Below are 16,920 nucleotides of genomic sequence, written 5' to 3' on the forward strand. Positions count from 1 at the left end.
TATGCGTTAATCATGTTAGGAGAAATCTTGTTTTCATTAAAAGGGAGTGTAAACTTAGCACGCTAATTAACCGGTCACCGACCAGGGTTTAACCTTTTGCCGGTTAGCACCTTCCCTTTGCCAATAAAAGAAAAGTGAGTTTATGTCGCTGCATACACCAAAAGAGATCGCCCAGCTGGCGATTCAGTCTGGCGTGGTTAAAAGCCAGGCGTCCGTTTCAACCTTATTGATTCTCGGCTTTATGGCAGGTGCATTCATTGCTACCGGCTTTCTGCTCGATCTCCATGTGATTAACCAACTCCCTGCCAACTGGGGTTCCTTTGGCGGATTTCTCGGTGCGGCGGTGTTCCCCGTCGGGCTGATTCTGACCGTGCTGGCCGGTGGTGAACTGCTGACCGGTAATATGATGACCATGCCGATTGCCTGGTTCGCGCGCCGCATCAGCGGTTTTAGTCTGCTGCGTAACTGGTTCTGGGTCACCATTGCCAACTTCCTCGGCAGTATCGCCGTGGCCTGGTTCTTCGGTCATATGCTCGGCATGACCGAAGGCGATTACCTGAAGAAAACCGTCGCGATTGCCACCGCTAAAGTGAATGCTGACTTCCTGCATGCCTTTATCTCCGGTATTGGCTGTAACTGGCTGGTGTGTCTCGCCGTCTGGCTGGCCTTCGCCAGTAAAGATGTCGTGGGCAAGATTTTCGGCATGTGGTTCCCGGTGATGGCTTTCGTCGCGATTGGTTTCCAGCACGTGGTGGCGAACATGTTTATCGTGCCTGCCGCGATTTTTGCCGGACAACTCAGCTGGGCGGAATACCTGCCGAATTTCGTTGCCGTGTTCCTCGGTAACGGCGTTGGCGGCGCAATTTTTGTCGGTCTGACCTACTTCATCGCCTTCCGTCCGGCGCAGGCAGCAGCCACCGAAGCCTCTTAATCGATTTATGCCTTTTGCCAGATGGCGGAAGGCATTTTCCGTCGTGATTACTTTTTCCTGTAACGTTTTGTTGTAATATGTAGAGCTAATGTATTTAACAGGGAAAGCGTCGTGAAAAAGGAATGGCTAACACCCGAAGAACTCGCGCTGGAAACGGGCTACAGTCGGCAGACTGTGAACAAATGGATTAAACGCGAAAACTGGACAACCACGCCAAAGCCCGGTGTACAGGGCGGTAAGGCGCGATTGATCCATATTGATGAACGCGTGAAAAGCTTTATCCAATCCACCCGCCATGCGAACGAACCGGCAGCTCATTACGGTGCACAGCAAAATACGTTACCTGCGTTATTAATAAATTCTGTCCAGCAAATGACGGCAGCCGAACAGGAACAACTGGTGGCTCTTCTGCTACGGGAAGGGATCAGAGGCGTGTTACAACGGCTGGGAATTCAGGAAAAATAAAAAAGCCGGGAGCAGATGCTTCCGGCTTTTTTTATGCCCGTCAGATGTTAGCGCGGAACATTATGCCTGGGCTTCGCGCTCAGTAATAAATGCCAGCGCTTTTTCAATACGCGCTACGCTACGGCTGCGACCAATGGCCTGGACAGTCACATCCAGCGCCGGGGACTGACCCGCACCGGTTACGGCAACGCGCAGTGGCATGCCCACTTTACCCATCCCCAGCTCCAGTTCGTCTGCGGCGCCCTGAATGGCATGATGCACATTCTCTGCGGTCCAGTCGTTGTCGCTGATGGCAGCCAGTTTGTCACGCACGACTTCCAGCGGCTGACGCGCCACCGGACGCAGATGCTTCTTCGCAGCGTCAGCATCAAAGGCATCGAACTCTTCATAGAAGTAACGGCAGGATGCCGCAATTTCCACCAGCGTCTTGCAACGCTCGCCCAGCAGGGTAACCAGCTTCGCCAGTTCCGGGCCGGTACGGGTATCGATGTTCTGCTGTTCAATATGCCACTGCAGGTGCGTCGCCACATATTCCGGCGGCAGGGTATTAATGTAGTGATGGTTCAGCCACTGCAATTTTTCAGTATTGAAGGCACTGGCCGATTTGCTCACCGCATCGAGGGTAAACAGCTCGGTCATTTCCGCCACGCTGAAAATTTCCTGGTCGCCATGTGACCAGCCCAGACGCACCAGATAGTTGAGCAGCGCTTCCGGCAGGTAGCCATCATCACGATACTGCATCACCCCCACGGCACCATGACGTTTAGAGAGTTTCTTCCCGTCATCACCGAGGATCATCGATACGTGTGCGTAGGTAGGGACTTCAGCACCAATCGCTTTCAGGATGTTGATCTGACGCGGTGTGTTGTTGATATGGTCTTCACCACGGATAACGTGGGTGATGCCCATATCCCAATCGTCCACCACCACACAGAAGTTATAGGTCGGTGAACCGTCGGTGCGACGAATAATCAGGTCATCCAGTTCCTGGTTGCTGAACTCAATCGGACCACGAATCTGGTCATCAAAAATGACGGAGCCATCCTGCGGGTTACGAAAACGCACTACGCAAGGTTCGTCGGCAGCATGATGTTCATGGCTGTCGCGGCAATGACCGTCGTAACGCGGCTTTTCACCCTTCGCCATCTGTTCTTCACGCAACGCTTCCAGACGCTCTTTGGAGCAGTAACATTTATAAGCAGTGCCAGCCACCAGCATTTCATCGATCACCGCGTTATAGCGATCAAAGCGTTTGGTCTGGTAGTACGGACCTTCGTTCCAGTCGAGGCTCAGCCAGTTCATGCCATCCATAATGGCTTCGATGGCTTCCGGTGTGGATCGCTCCAGATCGGTATCTTCGATACGCAGAACAAATTCGCCCTTGTTATGACGAGCATAAAGCCAGGAGTAAAGAGCAGTACGAGCACCGCCCACATGCAGATAGCCAGTGGGGCTGGGTGCGAAGCGAGTTTTGATTTTCATTCAGCATTGCCTTAAATGCGCGGAGGTTCATTGTCTGGATGACAAAAAACAGGTTAACGCGAAAAACAGTGGGCATATTCTAGCAGCTGACCGTGATTCCTCAATGATTGTCGCGGCGGGGACTGCTGGAGAGCGCCAGTTTTCTGCTAATAAAACCAGCACATTGGCTAAAAGCCCCACAGGATGTTTAATTTTAAAGCGAACGCACATTTATGTTTTAAAAAGCGTTGACTCACTTCGAAGGATCCCTATAATGCGACTCCACACAGCGGGGGTGATTAGCTCAGTTGGTAGAGCATCTCCCTTACAAGGAGGGGGTCGGCGGTTCGAGCCCGTCATCACCCACCACTCTTAAGGTGGCCCGCAGTGAACAAGAGATAAGATATGGGTGATTAGCTCAGTTGGTAGAGCATCTCCCTTACAAGGAGGGGGTCGGCGGTTCGAGCCCGTCATCACCCACCATATCTTAGTCAGATGACACTCTTGTTAAGCAGTACCGAAGTGGGTGATTAGCTCAGTTGGTAGAGCATCTCCCTTACAAGGAGGGGGTCGGCGGTTCGAGCCCGTCATCACCCACCACTTCGGGTCGTTAGCTCAGTTGGTAGAGCAGTTGACTTTTAATCAATTGGTCGCAGGTTCGAATCCTGCACGACCCACCAATGTAGAAAGGCGCCCTAAAGGCGCCTTTTTGCTATGCACGCAAAGTGCAGGATGAGAACCTGCAGCAGGTTCGACTGAATCGCCGGGAGCGATTCAGGCTGATGCGCCAGCATCACCCGCAGGGCGAGGCCCCGGATGGGCCGAGGCATATCCTGCACGACCCACCAATGTAGAAAGGCGCCCTAAAGGCGCCTTTTTGCTATGCGCGAAAAAAACATCACCACTTTGCAAATTCCTTTCACAACCTTAACGCTTTGTGCCCTCATGTGATTTTATCCCCTTGCCGATAACGACTGTGAACTATTGCAAGGAGAAAACCATGAGTACCATTTCAAGTGTGTCCAGCAGTGTCAGTAGTAGCAGCAGCAGTGGCGGCAACACTTCACAAATTGCCAGCCTGAATAAACAAATCCAGAGTCTCACCAAAGAACTCAAAGATCTGTCCAGCGATGACACCCTGACTGATGAGCAAAAATCAGCACAGGAGCAAATGATTCAATCGCAGATTCAGATGATTGAGGCGCAGATCACGCAAATCGAGCAGCAGGCGACGCAAAAAGCCCAGCAGCAACAGGAACAGCAACAAAAGCAGGATACCTCCTCCTCCACCAGCACCAAGGCTGATGGAATCAACCGTCCTACCGATACCAATCAGATCAACGTTTACGTTTAAAACGCCGGTCTGAGTGAACGTTGTTGCGTCAGCAGCTCTGCCTGCTGACGCACTTCCTGCCAGATGGCCTCTGCCGCCGGTGTCAGCGAGCGGTTTCTGCGTTTAATCAACATCAGGCTGCGATTGATTTCAGGATACAACCGCCGCACCGTCAGTTTCCGTCCGGAAGGCAGTGGTAACGCCAGCGCCGGTAAGATGCTGATGCCAATTCCTGCCTCAACCATCGGATAGAGTGTCGCCGGGTGACCAATCTCCTGCACCACATTCACCGCAATCGACTGCTGCTGCAACGCGGCATCAATTAACGCACGGCTGCCGGAAGCATAATCCTGTAACACCATGGTGCGGCCATCCAGCATCGCCCATTGTGGCCGCTCAAGCTGTGCCAGCGCATCATCTTCCCGACATAGCAATAAAAATGGCTCATTCATGATGGTTTGATAATCAAAATCGCTATCGCTGAGTGGCCCAATAATCAGGCCGAAATCGACCTCCGCATTACGTACGCTTTGCAGCACCCATTGCTGCGCCCGATCATGCAGAATGACGCGGATATCCGGATAGTGTTGCTGACAGCTGGCGAGGCATTGTGGCATCAGATGGGCAGACGGAGTCTGGCTGGCTGCGACACGCACCGTCCCACTACGCTGCTCACCATAGCTGCGCACATCCTGTACCGTGGTGTTTAGCTCCTCCAGCAGTCGCTCAAGCCGGGTCGCCAGTTGCTGGCCGGCTTCGGTCAGCTGCACTTCACGCGTGGTACGATCCAGCAACCGCACTCCCATATCCGCCTCCAGCTCTTTAATACTGTGGCTGACCGCCGACTGGCTAAGGCCAATCGCCTGCCCTGCCTGGCTAAAGCTGCCGTACTTCGCGACAGCAACAAAGGTGCGCAACTGGCGTAGCGTATAATTCATCGATAGCGCTCATAGATTGATGCAATAAATCAATTTTATTTCTAAACCCAGCTAGCGCACAATCAGCAACATCATTTTTTGCTTAACCGGATTGTAACAATGGGATTTTTACGACTCGACCCGATGATGGTCAAACTCATCATCACCGTGCTGCTGGCCAGCTTCTTCCCGGCCAAAGGCGGGTTTGTCGATTTCTTCGAATGGCTGACCACCGCCGCCATCGCCCTGCTGTTCTTTATGCATGGCGCTAAGCTATCACGCGAAAAAATCATCGCCGGTAGCAGCCACTGGCGGCTGCATTTATGGATTATGTGCAGCACCTTTGTACTGTTCCCGATCCTTGGCCTGCTGCTGGTGTGGTGGCATCCGGTTGATGTTGGCACCGANATCTACACCGGCTTTATTTATCTGTGCATTTTGCCTGCTACCGTACAGTCGGCCATCGCCTTTACTTCAATGGCGGGTGGTAACGTCGCCGCAGCGGTATGCAGCGCTTCTGCTTCCAGTCTGCTCGGCGTTTTTGTTTCACCGCTGCTGGTCAACCTGGTGATGAATGTACACAGCGATGCGCCGAGTAATGGTCTGGAGCAGATCGGTAAAATCATGCTGCAATTGCTGGTGCCTTTTGTGCTTGGTCACATCTCACGCCGCTGGATTGGGGGCTGGGTAGAAAAACATCGCAGCCTGATTGGCAAAACCGACCAGACTTCGATTCTGCTGGTGGTTTACTCCGCCTTCAGTGAAGCGGTGGTGAACGGCATCTGGCATCGCGTGGGTGTGGATACCCTGCTGTGGATTCTGGCTGGCAGCCTGTTGTTGCTGGTGGTGGTTCTGCTGATTAACCTCGGGGCCTCACGTCTGTTCGGCTTCAAACGTGCTGACGAGATCACCGTGTTGTTCTGCGGCTCGAAAAAGAGCCTGGCAAACGGCGTGCCGATGGCCAATATCCTGTTTCCGGCCAGCAGCGTGGGGATTATCGTGCTGCCGCTGATGATCTTCCACCAGGTACAACTGATGGTCTGTTCATTCATCGCACAGCGTTATAAAGCCAGCAACGAAAAACATCTGGCGCAACAGCAAGGGGCTGAAGCGCAAAAATCCTGATAAAAAGGCCCGCATGCGGGCCTTCTTCTGTTATTCACTGCGTTTCAGCGGCTTCACCAGACCTTCCAGTCCTTCGATTTTGATCGCCAGCGTTATCTGCATCAGCTCACCGAGTTTACCGGCGGGGAACTCACCGCCACGGGCAAACCACAGCAGATAAGGCTCTGGCAGGTCGATCAACATTCTGCCTTTGTATTTACCAAAAGGCATCGGCGTGTTGGCGATCTCAATCAGCTGCTGCTTTTCCATATCAGGCTCCGAGCAGGCGAATCATCTCTGCTTCGTCAATCACCGCAATGCCCAGTTCCTGGGCCTTCGCCAGCTTGGAACCTGCGGCCTCACCGGCAATTAACAGGTCGGTTTTCTTCGATACGCTACCGCTGACTTTGGCACCCAGCGCCGTCAGTCGCGCTTTGGCATCATCCCGGTTCATCTGCGACAGCGAGCCGGTCAATACCACGGTTTTACCGGCGAACGGGCTATCAATCTCTTCAGCATTGACCACTTCCACCTGCGGCCAGTGTACGCCCATCTGTTCTGTCAGCTCGCGGATCACTTCCCGGTTGCTCTCTTCATCCATAAAATTACGCACGTGGCTGGCCACCACCTTGCCGACATCCTGTACCGCAATCAGCGCCTCCAGATCAGCATCCATCACCTTTTCCAGCTCGCCAAAATGGTTTGCCAGATTCGCAGCAGTGGCCTCGCCGACCTCGCGGATGCCCAGCGCATAGAGGAAGCGTGGCAAGGTGGTGAATTTGGCTTTCTCCAGCGCATCGACCACATTCTGTGCCGACTTCGGCCCCATACGATCCAGCCCGGTGAGTTTACCGGCGGTAAGACGGAACAGATCGGCTGGCGTTTTGACGTACTCTTTTTCCACCAGCTGATCGATAATTTTGTCACCCATGCCATCGACATCCAGCGCACGGCGCGACACAAAGTGCTTCAACGCTTCTTTGCGCTGGGCGCCGCAAATCAAGCCGCCAGTACAGCGCGTCACGGCTTCCCCTTCGACACGCTCAACATCAGAACCACAAACCGGACAGTGGCTGGGGAACACGATTTCGCGCGTATCGGCCGGACGCTCGGATTCCACCACATTCACGACCTGCGGGATGACATCGCCTGCGCGACGAATCACCACTTTATCGCCAATACGCAGCCCGAGACGGGCGATTTCGTCGGCGTTATGTAACGTCGCATTGCTGACGATAACCCCGGCGACCTGTACCGGCTCCAGACGCGCCACCGGGGTAATGGCCCCGGTACGCCCTACCTGAAACTCAACATCGCGTACAAAGGTCAGCTGTTCCTGGGCAGGAAACTTGAACGCCACGGCCCAGCGCGGTGCACGCGCGACAAAACCCAGCTGTTCCTGCAATGCCAGCGAATCAACCTTAATAACGACACCATCGATATCAAAACCGAGCGTTGGGCGATCCTGTTCAATCTGACGATAGAATTCCAGCACCTGAGCCGCATTGTTTGCCAGGCGGATGCGGTTGCTCACCGGTAATCCCCAGGCCTTAAATTGCTCCAGACGACCAAGATGGCTGGCAGGCATTTCTCCCCCTTCCAGCAGGCCAAGGCCGTAGCAGAAAAAGGTCAGTGGACGCTTAGCGGTGATGCGAGGATCGAGCTGGCGCAGTGAACCTGCGGCCGCATTACGCGGGTTAGCAAAAACCTTGCCTCCGGTGCGACGCGCTTCCTCATTAAGTTTTTCGAAACCGCTTTCCGTCATAAAGACTTCACCACGGACCTCAACGCGCGCCGGAATGTTGTTGCCGTGCAGGCGCAACGGAATCGCACGAATGGTGCGAACGTTAACGGTGATGTTTTCCCCGGTGGTGCCGTCACCACGGGTCGCAGCACGCACCAGTACGCCATCTTCGTATAACAGGCTTACCGCCAGGCCATCCAGCTTAAGTTCGCAGCAGTAGACCAGGTCATCGCTGCTTTTCAGACGATCCTGAACGCGTTTGTTAAAGGCGAGGAAGCCAGCTTCGTCGAAAGTATTATCCAGCGACAGCATAGGAACTTCATGGCGTACCTGGTCGAACGCCGCCAGTGGCTCAGCACCGACGCGTTGCGTCGGCGAATCCGGCGTGACCAGATCGGGATGCGCGGCCTCCAGCTCACGCAGCTGCGCCATTAATCGGTCATACTCTGCATCCGGAACTTCCGGCGTATCCATCACATGGTAGAGATATTCGTGGTGACGTAACGTGGTGCGCAGCGCGGTGATCTGCTCCTGAACCGATTTCATAATGCCTCATCCGATAAAAAACCCCCGACAGGCGGGGGTTATAAGTATAGGTTTTTTGACGCCTGCGTGGGTTATCAGCCGATAACCTCACGAATACGCGCTTTGTAGGTTTCCAGCTTTTGCGGTGTCATCATGCGACGCTCGTCATCCAGCACCACGCCACCGACGTCATCTGCAATACGCTGTGCGGATTGCAGCATCAGTTTGAAGTTCTGGTTCGCATCCCCATACGACGGCACCATCATAAAGATAGACACGCCAGGGGTGCTGAAATCACCCATCTCATCCGGGTTGAACGAGCCAGGTTTCACCATATTGGCCAGGCTAAACAGCACCGGACCGCTACCTGCCGGGCTGAGGTGACGATGGAAAATATTCATTTCGCCGAACTGGAAGCCTGCCTGCAGAATCCCCTGCAACAACGCTTCGCCATTCAGTACGCCGCCCGCGTGGGCAGCAACATGCAATACCAGCACCGCTTCTTTCTTGCTGCCAGCAGCAGGCTGAGGTTGTTTTTCTTCATGGGCAACCGGCGCAGCTTCATGCGGCTCGGGTTGCTCTGCGGCCTGGAATTCAGGTGCCGGTTGGGTGGCGGCGAGTGGTTCCTGGTCCAGCAGCGGATCGGCCTGAATCGGCTGAGGCTGCGGTGCAGGACGTGCCACTGGCGGCTGAGGCGGCTGGCGCACTTCAGGCTCCGCATCAAACAGCGGATCGTGCGCGACTGGCGCTTCCTGGCGCGGTGCAGGCTGACGAACAGGTTCAGGCGCACGCGGCGCGCTGGCAGGCTTCTTCTCAGCATAGCCGCCAAACTCAGGTTCATCGTGCGTGTCATGATCGCGACGAACACGGACTTCGCCGACGCCTTCATCATCGTCGCTCAGCAGATCATCGTCCGCTTCTTCGCGTTGTTTCAGACGTTTGTGCGGGCGATCGCGAAAAACAGAAGAGCGCTCTTTACGGCTGGTCCACAGTCCGTGAAGTAGCAGCGCTATTATGGCGATCGCGCCAACAACGATTAATATCAGACGCAAATCCTGCATCATTGTATTCTCTGTTGTTCCAATACCTTGCCACCACGGCAAACTTTACCCTCTAACTGTATTTGCCCAGCTACACAAGTGCAAGTCTGTGCAGTATTTTCTGACAAATAAGATAGCTCCCCCACGCTTTTTTGCTGTTTTTTCGCGCAAAGAGACCCTGTTGCCGATAAAAAGCCAGGAAAAGCCAGGTTATGATGTTTGCGCCCGCACACATATGGAGAAAGGCCCGCTATGCCCGCTGAGAATTCGGTCTCATCATTTAATGGTATTCATTACTTCGCCGAAGGATGGAAACTGGTGCGCCTGCCCGGCATTCGCCGTTACGTCATCATTCCCTTACTGGTCAACATTGTGTTGCTCGGTGGTGCCTTTATCTGGCTGTTTCAGCGCCTCGGACAGTGGATTCCGCAATTAATGGCGCACATTCCCGACTGGCTACAGTGGCTCAGCTACCTGCTGTGGCCGCTGACGGTGATCTCGATTGTGCTGATATTCAGCTACTTCTTCTCCACCATTGCCAACTTAATTGCGGCCCCCTTTTGTGGCCTGCTGGCGGAACAACTGGAAGGACGTTTAACCGGAAATCCCCTGCCTGATAGCGGCTGGGTAGCCATGCTGAAAGACGTCCCACGCATCATGAAACGTGAAATGCAGAAGCTGGGTTACTATTTGCCGCGCGCATTCGGCCTGCTGTTGCTCCATTTTATTCCGGGTTTTGGTCAAACCGTGGCACCGCTTTTATGGTTCCTGTTCAGTGCCTGGATGCTGTCAGTGCAATACTGCGATTATCCCTTTGATAACCACAAAGTGAGTTTTGCCCGAATGCGCAATGCGTTACGCCAGCACAAAACCGCCAATATGCAGTTTGGTGCGCTGGTGAGCCTGTTCACCATGATCCCGATTGTGAATCTGGCCATCATGCCGGTGGCCGTTTGTGGTGCCACGGCGATGTGGGTGGATCGTTATCGCCTGCAGCATCGCCGCCATTAATCCATCACAGAGCCTTATGCTTTTTTGCATGGGGCTTATGGTTGTGGGCTATATAGATATACGATTTCTTTCCTTCCGCACTCGGGCAGAAAAGGTATGCTCTGAGGGTTCCCAATATTTCATACAGTTAAGGACGAGCTATGAGTAAGATCTATGAAGACAACTCGCTGACAATTGGTCATACGCCGCTGGTTCGACTGAACCGCATCGGTAACGGCCGCATTCTGGCGAAGGTCGAGTCCCGTAACCCGAGCTTCAGCGTCAAATGCCGTATCGGTGCCAATATGATTTGGGACGCAGAAAAACGCGGCATCCTGAAACCTGGCGTAGAACTGGTTGAACCGACCAGTGGTAACACCGGTATCGCCCTGGCCTACGTGGCCGCAGCGCGTGGTTACAAGCTGACGCTGACCATGCCGGAGACCATGTCGGTCGAACGTCGTAAACTTTTGAAAGCGCTCGGTGCCAATCTGGTGTTGACCGAAGGTGCGAAAGGCATGAAAGGTGCTATCGCCAAAGCGGAAGAGATTGTTGCCAGCGATCCGGATAAATATGTGTTGTTGCAGCAGTTCAGCAACCCGGCTAACCCGGAAATCCACGAAAAGACCACCGGCCCGGAGATCTGGGAAGATACCGATGGTGCTGTGGACGTGTTTATCGCCGGTGTTGGTACTGGCGGCACGCTGACCGGTGTGACCCGCTACATCAAAAACACCAAAGGGAAGAAAGATCTGATTTCGGTGGCAGTTGAGCCCACCGATTCCCCGGTGATTGCTCAGGCGCTGGCCGGTGAAGAGATCAAACCTGGCCCGCACAAAATTCAGGGTATCGGTGCTGGCTTCATCCCAGGCAACCTTGACCTGAAATTGATTGACCGTGTGGTGGCCATCACCAATGAGGAAGCCATCAGCACCGCACGTCGTCTGATGGAAGAAGAAGGCATCCTCGCCGGTATCTCCTCAGGTGCCGCCGTCGCCGCCGCGCTGAAGCTGCAGGAAGACGAAGCATTCGCCAACAAAAATATCGTGGTGATCCTGCCCTCCTCTGGCGAGCGTTACCTGAGCACTGCACTTTTTGCCGATCTGTTCACCGAGAAAGAGCTGCAACAGTGACGGTCAAAGTCTGAAAATGGCGAAAAAAGCACCCGAATGGGTGCTTTTTTGTGGCTCAGATCTCACTTTTACCACCTGGCAGATTGCTTTCAGTGACGAGGGTCTGGTATTTAAGCAGCCAATTATTTCGATGCCTGAAATTAATCAGGCTTTGAAGTGGATCAAGCTGAATCGATTTACTGATTTGGCGATACGGCGAATCACGGCATAATGAGCAGATGGAGCGATCATCTCTGCTTTTGATCCTTCACCTGGAATGACGCTCTCATTCATGCGCATTTTTTGGTCATCCGTGATGCCTGACCCGCGCACCTACACAGGCTAAAGTTACGGCTCCAGGCTAGACTTTAGATCCATAACACCAAACCTGATAAAGTTGGGGAAATAGAATGTTCCAGCAAGAAGTTACCATTACCGCACCTAACGGCCTCCACACTCGTCCTGCAGCTCAGTTCGTTAAAGAAGCCAAGGCTTTCCAGTCAGAAATCACAGTGACCTCCAATGGCAAATCCGCCAGCGCGAAAAGCCTGTTCAAACTGCAGACACTGGGTCTGACTCAGGGTACGGTTGTTACGCTGTCTGCCGAAGGTGAAGATGAGCAGCAAGCGGTTGAACACCTGGTAAAACTGATGGCTGAGCTGGAGTAATCCGCTCAGTTTGTAACTAAACCGACTCCTTTGCCCCATTGAGTGCAAACATCTTGATCGCGGACAACCTGTCCGCGTTATTGCTTCCGTAGATTGACTTATCCGCGACAATGGCAATGCATCGGGTCAACGAGCCATCGTGATTATAAAGGTAGAGTTATGATTTCAGGCATTTTAGCATCACCGGGTATCGCTTTCGGCAAAGCACTGCTGCTGAAGGAAGATGAGATCGTCATCAGCCGTAAAAAGATTTCTGATGACCAGGTTGAGCAGGAAGTACAGCGCTTCCTTGATGGACGCAGCAAAGCTGCTTCTCAGCTCGAAGCCATCAAAATCAAAGCCGGTGAAACCTTCGGTGAAGAAAAAGCGGCGATCTTTGAAGGTCACATCATGCTGCTGGAAGACGAAGAGCTGGAGCAGGAAATCATCGACCTGATCAAGAAAGATCACGCGACTGCTGATGCTGCGGCCCACTCCGTCATTGAAGGCCAGGCGAAAGCGCTGGAAGAACTGGATGACGAATACCTGAAAGAACGTGCGGCTGACGTGCGTGATATCGGTAAGCGCCTGCTGCAAAATATCCTTGGCCTGCATATCGTTGACCTGAGCGCCATCGAGGAAGAATCCATTCTGGTGGCGAAAGATCTGACACCATCAGAAACCGCACAGCTGAACCTGAAAAAGGTGCTGGGCTTTATCACCGATCTTGGTGGCCGTACCTCGCACACCTCCATCATGGCGCGTTCGCTTGAACTGCCTGCGATTGTCGGTACCGGTAGCGTGACCGCCACCGTGAACAATGGCGATTTTCTGATTCTGGATGGCGTAAACAACAAAGTTTACATCAACCCGACAGCAGACGTACTGGAAGAGCTGAAAGCCATCCAGACGCAATATTTGTCTGAAAAACATGAACTGGCGAAACTGAAAGATCTGCCGGCAATCACGCTGGATGGTCATCAGGTTGAAGTGTGCGCCAATATCGGTACCGTCCGTGATGTGGCGGGTGCCGAGCGTAACGGTGCCGAAGGCGTGGGCCTGTATCGTACCGAGTTCCTGTTTATGGACCGTGATTCACTGCCGACTGAAGAAGAACAGTTCCAGGCTTACAAAGCCGTCGCTGAAGCCATGGGCTCCCAGGCGGTTATCGTTCGTACCATGGATATCGGCGGCGACAAAGACCTGCCATACATGAACCTGCCGAAAGAAGAAAACCCGTTCCTCGGCTGGCGTGCGATTCGTATCGCCATGGACCGCAAAGAGATTCTGCACGCCCAGCTGCGTGCGATTCTGCGTGCGTCCTCGTTTGGCAAACTGCGTATCATGTTCCCGATGATCATTTCCGTGGAAGAAGTTCGCTTCCTGAAAGCCGAACTGGAAATGCTGAAAGCGCAATTGCGTGAAGAAGGTAAAGCCTTTGATGAGACCATTGAGATGGGCATCATGGTAGAAACACCGGCTTCCGCGGTTATCGCTCACCACCTGGCGAAAGAAGTCGATTTCTTCAGTATTGGGACAAACGACCTGACGCAGTATACTCTGGCGGTCGATCGTGGTAATGATTTGATTTCTCACCTCTATAACCCAATGTCGCCTTCCGTTCTGGGCCTCATCAAGCAAGTGATCGATGCATCACATGCCGAAGGGAAATGGACCGGCATGTGTGGTGAGCTGGCTGGTGATGAACGTGCTACACTACTGTTACTGGGAATGGGGCTGGACGAATTCAGCATGAGTGCCATTTCAATCCCGAGCATCAAGAAAATTATTCGTAATACCAATTTTGAAGATGCGAAGGCTTTGGCGGAGCAGGCTCTGGCTCAACCCACAGCAGATGATTTGATGAACCTGGTTAACAAGTTTATTAAAGAAAAAACGCTCTGCTGATCCGCGAGACGCTGGCCCCAAATTACTGCTTAGGAGAAGATCATGGGTTTGTTTTCTAAACTTTTTGGCGACAAAACAGAAAGCGCTTCCGGAACCATTGAAATCGTAGCGCCTCTGTCAGGCGAAATCGTGAATATTGAAGACGTACCAGATGTGGTATTCGCGGAGAAAATTGTCGGTGACGGTATCGCCATCAAACCTTCAGGCAACAAAATGGTTGCACCAGTTGATGGGACCATCGGCAAAATTTTCGAAACCAATCACGCATTTTCAATCGAGTCTGACAACGGCATCGAGCTGTTTGTCCACTTCGGTATCGACACGGTTGAACTGAAAGGTGAAGGCTTCAAACGTATCGCTGAAGAAGGCCAGAAAGTGAAAAAAGGCGACGTGGTGATCGAATTTGATCTGCCGCTGCTGGAAGAGAAAGCAAAGTCCACGCTGACGCCGGTTGTGATCTCTAATATGGATGAGATCAAAGACCTGATCAAACTCTCTGGTCCGGTAACCGTGGGTGAAACCCCGGTGATTCGTATCAAGAAATAATTCGCAGTCTGGATAATAAAACGGCACCCGATGGGTGCCGTTTTTGTTTACGAGGAACTTAATTCTGCTTCCAGCGTGGCAGCCTCAGCGTCAGTTCCAGGCCCCCTTCCGGGCGATTAACCGCCTGCACTTCACCGTGATGCGCCAGGATCACCTTACGAACGATGGACAGCCCCAGGCCATAACCTTTGCCCATCAGCGGTGAATTTACCCGCACGAAGGGATCAAAAATACTGGAAAGCTTCTCGTCATCGACACCCGGCCCCTGATCGCGTACACGAATCGCCAGCCACTGGTTCTCCGCCTGCAAACGCACCTGAATATGCTGGCCGCGATGGGAGAAACGCAGCGCGTTACGCAGCACATTCTCCACCCCACGACGAATCAGCTCCGCATTACCGTGTACGGTGTAGTCGGCATTTTCATCAACCTGAAAATCAACCTTCACGCCCGGAATCTGTGCCTCATAGCGCACATCGGTCACCACCGCATGCAGCAGGCCGGTGAGGTCGAAATACTGCTCCCCAGGCATACTTTCGTGCTCGGCACGCGACAAAGTCAGCAACTCGCCAATCATCTTATCGAGACGACGCGCTTCCTCATCGATACGGTTCAGGGAAGTTTCTACGCTTTCCGGCGTCTGGCGCGCCAGACCGGTTGCCAGTTGCAGACGCGCCAGCGGCGAACGCAATTCATGGGAGATATCATGCAACAGCTCCTCACGCGCTTTCACCAGCGTATCCAGCCGTTCCACCATGGCGTCAAAATCCTGCGCCACGCTGGACAACTCATCATGACGCTTACGCATCACCGGGTAGAGACGCACGCTCAAATCACCGCTACTCACGCGGGCAAAACCTTCACGCAGCTGACGCATCGGACGCGTCAGGTTCCACGCCAGCAGCAGGCTAAACAGCAGCCCCAGCGCACCCGCGAAGGTAAACATCGGCTCAGGAATATTCAGGATACGACGCGGGCCGCCCACGCCCATTGAACTATCCTCACGCAGGCCTTTCACATCGTAGCGTAGTTCGTACTCTTTGCCGTCAGACCCTTTGACCCAGCGTACAATCACATCCGGGAAAGGGCCGTGGAAGGGTTCATTAAACCCTTCCGGTGGCAAACCCTCGGGTGGCGTATTCTGATTGGTTACCGGTTTATTGTGCTGAATCACCGAAAAGAACTGCCGATCGTTCGGTTCCCAGTCAGCCATCATATCGTCGAGTGCACCTGGCCCACCGCGTTCCAGCACCGACACTGCCGACGCCATCTGCAAATTGACAATGCGCCGAATCGCCACGATTTCAGGGGGTTCATGGCGATTACCGGAGAGAGAAAAACCGAGCCACAGCAGCTGGCTGATAATCACAAATACGATCCAGAAGCCCAGCAGGATCTTCCAGAACATCCGGCCACGATAGCTGTGCTGCTTCATCGAATGCGATAACCAATACTGCGCACGGTTTCAATGTTGACGTTGTCTGCGGTTAACGCCGCCAGCTTTTGACGAATATTACTGATATGTACGTCGACGCTACGGTCATAGGCTTCACGCGGACGGCCCAGCCCTTTCTCCGACAGTTCATCTTTCGATACCACACGATCCGGGGCACGCATCAGCAGGTCAAGCAGATTGAATTCTGAAGCGGTCAGGTCAAAGGCTTTGCCCTGCCACTCGGTGATACGGGTCGCCGGATTGAGGCTTAAATCGCCCCAGCGCAGCACTTCTTTTTTATCGGGCAACGGTGCCTGATCTTCAAAGCGACGCAGCACCGCGCGCAGGCGCGCCACCAGTTCACGCGGATAGCAGGGTTTCGGCACATAATCGTCCGCACCCATCTCCAGGCCAATCACGCGATCAATATTGTCGCCTTTGGCCGTCAGCATGATCACCGGCAGGCGGCTGTTCTGCCGCACCTGGCGCAGCACATCAATTCCGCTCATATCCGGCAGCATGATATCGAGGATCATGGCGGTATAATTGCCTGAAAGCGCACCTTCAACTCCAGCACTTCCGGTTAAAACCAGTTGTGCATCAAAGCCTTCCGCAATCAGGTATTGGCTCAGCATAGTACCAAGCTCTAAATCGTCATCAACAAGCAGAATTTTCATCTTTATCTCTCGTACAAAATTGCCGCTATTTTGTCCTGAGTTCGTCCCGAACGCAGCCGGTTTTACTCGATCCTTACAAGGTGAC

The 16,920-nt window shown here is 53.4% G+C and carries 17 protein-coding genes, 4 tRNA genes and 1 other RNA gene; 15 read left to right on the top strand and 7 right to left on the bottom strand.

Going from position 1 to position 16,920, the window contains the following annotated elements; translation table 11 throughout:
* The first annotated feature begins 142 nt into the window (after positions 1-142).
* Positions 143-931, top strand: a complete 789-nt coding sequence (locus CUN67_RS14415; protein ID WP_208715986.1) for a formate/nitrite transporter family protein — start codon at positions 143-145, stop codon at positions 929-931.
* Between the two features lie 111 nt (positions 932-1,042).
* Positions 1,043-1,396 carry a YfeC-like transcriptional regulator gene (locus CUN67_RS14420; RefSeq protein WP_084876212.1) on the top strand — a complete coding sequence of 118 codons (354 nt, stop codon included), beginning with the start codon at positions 1,043-1,045 and terminating at the stop codon, positions 1,394-1,396.
* 60 nt (positions 1,397-1,456) lie between these two features.
* On the opposite strand, the gene gltX is transcribed toward CUN67_RS14420, so the two are convergent.
* Positions 1,457-2,878 carry a glutamate--tRNA ligase gene (gltX, locus tag CUN67_RS14425; RefSeq protein WP_208715987.1) on the bottom strand — a complete coding sequence of 474 codons (1,422 nt, stop codon included), beginning with the start codon at positions 2,876-2,878 and terminating at the stop codon, positions 1,457-1,459.
* A gap of 272 nt (positions 2,879-3,150) precedes the next feature.
* Here gltX and CUN67_RS14430 point away from each other — a divergent pair.
* The 6 genes from CUN67_RS14430 (at position 3,151) to CUN67_RS14455 (ending at position 4,211) form a co-directional block, all read left to right on the top strand.
* Positions 3,151-3,226 (top strand) — tRNA-Val (locus CUN67_RS14430).
* A gap of 38 nt (positions 3,227-3,264) precedes the next feature.
* Positions 3,265-3,340, top strand: a tRNA-Val gene (locus CUN67_RS14435).
* Between the two features lie 41 nt (positions 3,341-3,381).
* Positions 3,382-3,457 (top strand) — tRNA-Val (locus CUN67_RS14440).
* Positions 3,458-3,461: 4 nt separating this feature from the next.
* Positions 3,462-3,537, top strand: a tRNA-Lys gene (locus CUN67_RS14445).
* Positions 3,538-3,568: 31 nt separating this feature from the next.
* Positions 3,569-3,705: non-coding RNA, RtT sRNA (locus CUN67_RS14450), on the top strand.
* 152 nt (positions 3,706-3,857) lie between these two features.
* Complete coding sequence (locus tag CUN67_RS14455; protein ID WP_208715988.1) at positions 3,858-4,211, top strand: FlxA-like family protein; 354 nt, start codon at positions 3,858-3,860, stop codon at positions 4,209-4,211.
* Here CUN67_RS14455 and CUN67_RS14460 read toward each other — a convergent pair.
* Positions 4,208-5,128 (bottom strand): LysR family transcriptional regulator, encoded by a 921-nt coding sequence (locus tag CUN67_RS14460; RefSeq protein WP_208715989.1) that lies wholly within the window; start codon positions 5,126-5,128, stop codon positions 4,208-4,210. The two genes, CUN67_RS14455 and CUN67_RS14460, sit on opposite strands and share 4 nt — an antisense overlap.
* A 99-nt stretch (positions 5,129-5,227) precedes the next feature.
* Here CUN67_RS14460 and CUN67_RS14465 point away from each other — a divergent pair, with 99 nt between their 5' ends.
* A complete protein-coding gene (locus CUN67_RS14465; protein ID WP_208715990.1) occupies positions 5,228-6,232 on the top strand; it encodes a bile acid:sodium symporter family protein in 1,005 nt (334 codons plus the stop codon).
* A 30-nt stretch (positions 6,233-6,262) separates the two neighbouring features.
* Here the strand turns inward: CUN67_RS14465 and CUN67_RS14470 are convergent, their stop codons facing one another.
* The 3 genes from CUN67_RS14470 to zipA form a co-directional block, all read right to left on the bottom strand.
* Entirely contained in the window at positions 6,263-6,481 is a 219-nt protein-coding gene (locus tag CUN67_RS14470; protein WP_084876217.1) for a DUF3820 family protein, read from the bottom strand.
* Position 6,482: 1 nt separating this feature from the next.
* Entirely contained in the window at positions 6,483-8,501 is a 2,019-nt protein-coding gene (gene ligA, locus CUN67_RS14475; RefSeq protein ID WP_208715991.1) for an NAD-dependent DNA ligase LigA, read from the bottom strand.
* 74 nt (positions 8,502-8,575) lie between these two features.
* The gene (gene zipA, locus CUN67_RS14480) at positions 8,576-9,544 is read right to left on the bottom strand and encodes a cell division protein ZipA (protein WP_208715992.1); all 969 of its coding nucleotides are present in this window, start codon (positions 9,542-9,544) and stop codon (positions 8,576-8,578) included.
* 228 nt (positions 9,545-9,772) lie between these two features.
* On the opposite strand from zipA, the gene cysZ reads away from it, so the two are divergent.
* The 6 genes from cysZ (at position 9,773) to crr (ending at position 14,723) form a co-directional block, all read left to right on the top strand.
* Positions 9,773-10,531: a sulfate transporter CysZ gene (gene cysZ, locus CUN67_RS14485; RefSeq protein WP_208715993.1), complete on the top strand. Its 759-nt coding sequence runs from the start codon at positions 9,773-9,775 to the stop codon at positions 10,529-10,531.
* Between the two features lie 140 nt (positions 10,532-10,671).
* Entirely contained in the window at positions 10,672-11,643 is a 972-nt protein-coding gene (gene cysK / locus CUN67_RS14490) for a cysteine synthase A (protein ID WP_208715994.1), read from the top strand.
* A gap of 16 nt (positions 11,644-11,659) precedes the next feature.
* On the top strand, positions 11,660-11,854 hold the full coding sequence (locus CUN67_RS14495) for a hypothetical protein (RefSeq protein WP_208715995.1): 195 nt from the start codon (positions 11,660-11,662) through the stop codon (positions 11,852-11,854).
* A 178-nt stretch (positions 11,855-12,032) separates the two neighbouring features.
* Positions 12,033-12,290 (top strand): phosphocarrier protein Hpr, encoded by a 258-nt coding sequence (ptsH, locus tag CUN67_RS14500; protein WP_007889063.1) that lies wholly within the window; start codon positions 12,033-12,035, stop codon positions 12,288-12,290.
* Positions 12,291-12,449: 159 nt separating this feature from the next.
* Positions 12,450-14,177: a phosphoenolpyruvate-protein phosphotransferase PtsI gene (gene ptsI / locus CUN67_RS14505; RefSeq protein ID WP_208715996.1), complete on the top strand. Its 1,728-nt coding sequence runs from the start codon at positions 12,450-12,452 to the stop codon at positions 14,175-14,177.
* A gap of 42 nt (positions 14,178-14,219) precedes the next feature.
* On the top strand, positions 14,220-14,723 hold the full coding sequence (crr, locus tag CUN67_RS14510; protein ID WP_084876224.1) for a PTS glucose transporter subunit IIA: 504 nt from the start codon (positions 14,220-14,222) through the stop codon (positions 14,721-14,723).
* 58 nt (positions 14,724-14,781) lie between these two features.
* Here the strand turns inward: crr and CUN67_RS14515 are convergent, their stop codons facing one another.
* Together CUN67_RS14515 and CUN67_RS14520 are read right to left on the bottom strand one after the other, a co-directional pair.
* Positions 14,782-16,158 carry an ATP-binding protein gene (locus CUN67_RS14515; RefSeq protein WP_208715997.1) on the bottom strand — a complete coding sequence of 459 codons (1,377 nt, stop codon included), beginning with the start codon at positions 16,156-16,158 and terminating at the stop codon, positions 14,782-14,784.
* Positions 16,155-16,835, bottom strand: coding sequence for a response regulator transcription factor (locus tag CUN67_RS14520; protein WP_208715998.1), 681 nt, complete (start codon positions 16,833-16,835; stop codon positions 16,155-16,157). Before CUN67_RS14520 ends, CUN67_RS14515 begins: the two co-directional genes overlap by 4 nt.
* Positions 16,836-16,920 lie beyond the last annotated feature (85 nt).

The sequence above is a fragment of the Pantoea cypripedii genome, assembly GCF_011395035.1.
GTDB classification, from domain to species: Bacteria; Pseudomonadota; Gammaproteobacteria; order Enterobacterales; family Enterobacteriaceae; genus Pantoea; species Pantoea cypripedii_A.

What these genes read in the sequence shown, in the direction of transcription:
- CUN67_RS14415 (WP_208715986.1), top strand. Translation starts at nt 143, where the DNA reads ATGTCGCTGCATACACCAAAAGAGATCGCCCAGCTGGCGATTCAGTCT.
- gltX (WP_208715987.1), bottom strand. Translation starts at nt 2,878, where the DNA reads ATGAAAATCAAAACTCGCTTCGCACCCAGCCCCACTGGCTATCTGCAT.
- CUN67_RS14455 (WP_208715988.1), top strand. Translation starts at nt 3,858, where the DNA reads ATGAGTACCATTTCAAGTGTGTCCAGCAGTGTCAGTAGTAGCAGCAGC.
- CUN67_RS14460 (WP_208715989.1), bottom strand. Translation starts at nt 5,128, where the DNA reads ATGAATTATACGCTACGCCAGTTGCGCACCTTTGTTGCTGTCGCGAAG.
- CUN67_RS14470 (WP_084876217.1), bottom strand. Translation starts at nt 6,481, where the DNA reads ATGGAAAAGCAGCAGCTGATTGAGATCGCCAACACGCCGATGCCTTTT.
- ligA (WP_208715991.1), bottom strand. Translation starts at nt 8,501, where the DNA reads ATGAAATCGGTTCAGGAGCAGATCACCGCGCTGCGCACCACGTTACGT.
- zipA (WP_208715992.1), bottom strand. Translation starts at nt 9,544, where the DNA reads ATGATGCAGGATTTGCGTCTGATATTAATCGTTGTTGGCGCGATCGCC.
- cysZ (WP_208715993.1), top strand. Translation starts at nt 9,773, where the DNA reads ATGCCCGCTGAGAATTCGGTCTCATCATTTAATGGTATTCATTACTTC.
- cysK (WP_208715994.1), top strand. Translation starts at nt 10,672, where the DNA reads ATGAGTAAGATCTATGAAGACAACTCGCTGACAATTGGTCATACGCCG.
- CUN67_RS14495 (WP_208715995.1), top strand. Translation starts at nt 11,660, where the DNA reads ATGGCGAAAAAAGCACCCGAATGGGTGCTTTTTTGTGGCTCAGATCTC.
- ptsH (WP_007889063.1), top strand. Translation starts at nt 12,033, where the DNA reads ATGTTCCAGCAAGAAGTTACCATTACCGCACCTAACGGCCTCCACACT.
- ptsI (WP_208715996.1), top strand. Translation starts at nt 12,450, where the DNA reads ATGATTTCAGGCATTTTAGCATCACCGGGTATCGCTTTCGGCAAAGCA.
- crr (WP_084876224.1), top strand. Translation starts at nt 14,220, where the DNA reads ATGGGTTTGTTTTCTAAACTTTTTGGCGACAAAACAGAAAGCGCTTCC.
- CUN67_RS14515 (WP_208715997.1), bottom strand. Translation starts at nt 16,158, where the DNA reads ATGAAGCAGCACAGCTATCGTGGCCGGATGTTCTGGAAGATCCTGCTG.
- CUN67_RS14520 (WP_208715998.1), bottom strand. Translation starts at nt 16,835, where the DNA reads ATGAAAATTCTGCTTGTTGATGACGATTTAGAGCTTGGTACTATGCTG.